3 protein-coding genes are annotated in these 2333 nt (G+C 65.8%); all 3 read left to right on the top strand.

Annotated features, from left to right (window positions below; all coding sequences use genetic code 11):
• Positions 1-425 (top strand): pirin-like C-terminal cupin domain-containing protein (locus tag KDB67_RS16740; protein WP_291017954.1); only part of this gene is annotated, 425 nt, incomplete at its 5' end.
• Positions 426-560: 135 nt separating this feature from the next.
• Positions 561-1715 (top strand): CE1758 family FMN-dependent luciferase-like monooxygenase, encoded by a 1155-nt coding sequence (locus tag KDB67_RS16735; RefSeq protein WP_291017952.1) that lies wholly within the window; start codon positions 561-563, stop codon positions 1713-1715.
• Positions 1715-2179, top strand: coding sequence for a MarR family transcriptional regulator (locus KDB67_RS16730; protein ID WP_291017950.1), 465 nt, complete (start codon positions 1715-1717; stop codon positions 2177-2179). Before KDB67_RS16735 ends, KDB67_RS16730 begins: the two co-directional genes overlap by 1 nt.
• The last annotated feature ends 154 nt before the right edge of the window (positions 2180-2333 follow it).

Genomic DNA, 2333 nt, shown 5'->3' with positions numbered 1-2333 from the left:
GCATCACCCTCGACGTCGACCCCGATTTCGAGCACGGACTGCTCGTCGACACAGGTGCCGCGGTATCGCTCGAAGGCGTACCGGTCCCCAAGGACGCCATCGGCTACACCGGAATCGGGGCACGGACGCTGCGGGTCACCAACGACGGCGATGCCGCCGCGCGCTTGGTGCTGCTCGGTGGTACCCCGTTCGCCGAGGAACTGGTGATGTTCTGGAACTTCCTGGGCCGCTCGTCGGAGGAGATCCAGCGGTTCCGCGACGAGTGGCAGGCCGGGGGAGACCGGTTCGGGCGCGTCGACGGTTACATCGGGCACGGCGGACCGAACCGCAATGCGGCGGACATGTCCTGGCTGCCCGCGCCCACCCTGCCGGCCACCCCCCTGCGACCACGCCGGACCACGCCTCCGCACGCCCGTCCGTCCTAAACCCCACCGCTGCGGGTCGGCATCACAATAATTGCGATGCCGACCCGCAGCGGTGGGGTTTAGGACAGCCACGGGAATAGCACCGGCGCCACAGCGTTGGAGATACATGCAAACGCATCGACATTAGGAGTCATCATGCAGTTCGGGGTCTTCTCGGTCAGTGACATCACCCGCGACCCGGTCACCGGGCAGACGCCGAGCGAGGCGGAGCGTATCGACGCGATACAGCAGATCGCCCGCAAGACCGAAGAGGTCGGGATGGACGTGTTCGCGATCGGTGAGCACCACAATCCGCCGTTCTTCTCGTCGTCGCCGACGACGCTGCTCGCCGCGATCGCCGCCACCACAAAGGATCTCGTCGTGACCACGTCGACGACGCTGATCACCACCAACGACCCGGTTCGCGTCGCAGAAGAATACGCGATGCTCCAACACATTTCGAAGGGCCGGATGGATCTGATGATCGGCCGCGGCAACACCGCCCCGGTGTATCCGTGGTTCGGTCAGGACATCCGCCAGGGGTTGCCGCTCGCATTGCAGAACTACGATCTGCTGCACCGCCTCTGGCGTGAGGACGTCGTCGACTGGGAAGGCGAATTCCGAACGCCCCTTAAAGGATTCACGTCGGTACCCAGGCCGCTCGACGGTGTGCCGCCATTCGTGTGGCACGGTTCTATCCGCACCCCGCAGATCGCCGAGCAGGCTGCGTTCTACGGTAACGGCTACTTCGCCAATCACATCTTCTGGCCGACGGAGCATTCCCGGCAGTTGATCGAGTTCTACCGGGAGCGGTTCGAACACTACGGTCACGGAACCGCCAAGCAGGCCATCGTCGGACTCGGCGGTCAGGCGTACATCGCCAAACGCTCCCAGGACGCCTACCGCGAGTTCCGGCCTTACTTCAACGAGGCGCCTGTATATGGGCACGGCCCGTCGCTGGAGGAGTTCGCGTCGTCGACACCGTTGTCGGTAGGCAGCCCGCAGGAGGTCATCGACAAGACACTCACCTTCCACGACGCGTTCGGCGACTATCAGCGACAACTGTTCCTGATCGACCACGCCGGTCTGCCGCTCAAGACGGTGCTGAACCAGCTGGAACTGCTTGGCGGAGAGGTGATTCCGGTGCTGCGCAAAGAGCTTGCCGCGCGCCGGGATCCGGAGTCGGCCGCCGCCCCCACGCACGCCGCTCTGGTACGGGCCCACTATGGCGACGGTCCCGTCCGTGAGGCCCGGCCGCGGGCCAATCGCGGTGACAACGTCACCGGTGGATCGCCCTACCTCGACGCCTGATGCCCGGCCGAGAGACACGTTCGACGACCAGACTCGCCAACGACGCCTGGGAGTCGCTGCTGACCGCTCACGCCGCGGTACTGAAACAGGTCTCCGCCGGCGACAGGTGGTCGGAGGTGTCGATGCGTGAATACGACGTCCTCTACACCCTGGCGAAGTGGGACGGGCCGGTCCGCGCCCGCGAGCTCAACAAACATGTGTTGCTGAGCCAACCGGCGCTGTCCCGCCTCGTCGACCGCCTCGTCGACCGCGGCCTCGTCGCCCGAGAACCCGACCCGGTGGACGGCCGAGGCGTCCTGCTCTTCCTCACCGACGACGGTCGCGCGACGCAACGCCGAGTCGGTGGCCGGCATGCCGTCGACGTCGCCGCGCTGGTCGGATCCCGGCTGACGGCGCGAGAGTTGCAGACGCTGGAGGCGCTCTGCGACAAACTCGCCGCTGATCCGGTTGAGGTTGCCGGTTGAGTATCTCCGGATACCGAATCGATGCGAGTACAACCCGGGCGTTTCCGGGGAATGTCGTCTAAGGTCAGGCCAGTCGACGCGTTGGCCGACAGCCGACCGGAAGAGGACGATGGCACATGACGCATCAGGACCCGCAGTATCGGCCACCGTCCGG

Origin of the sequence: Gordonia sp. (in: high G+C Gram-positive bacteria), assembly GCF_020438995.1 — a bacterium.
Lineage (GTDB): Bacteria > Actinomycetota > Actinomycetes > Mycobacteriales > Mycobacteriaceae > Gordonia.
Note: the sequence above shows the minus strand (reverse complement) of the source record. Positions and strands in the feature narration are given on the sequence as shown.

Coding starts and splice junctions, on each gene's coding strand:
- KDB67_RS16735 (WP_291017952.1), top strand. CDS start 561: ATGCAGTTCGGGGTCTTCTCGGTCAGTGACATCACCCGCGACCCGGTC.
- KDB67_RS16730 (WP_291017950.1), top strand. CDS start 1,715: ATGCCCGGCCGAGAGACACGTTCGACGACCAGACTCGCCAACGACGCC.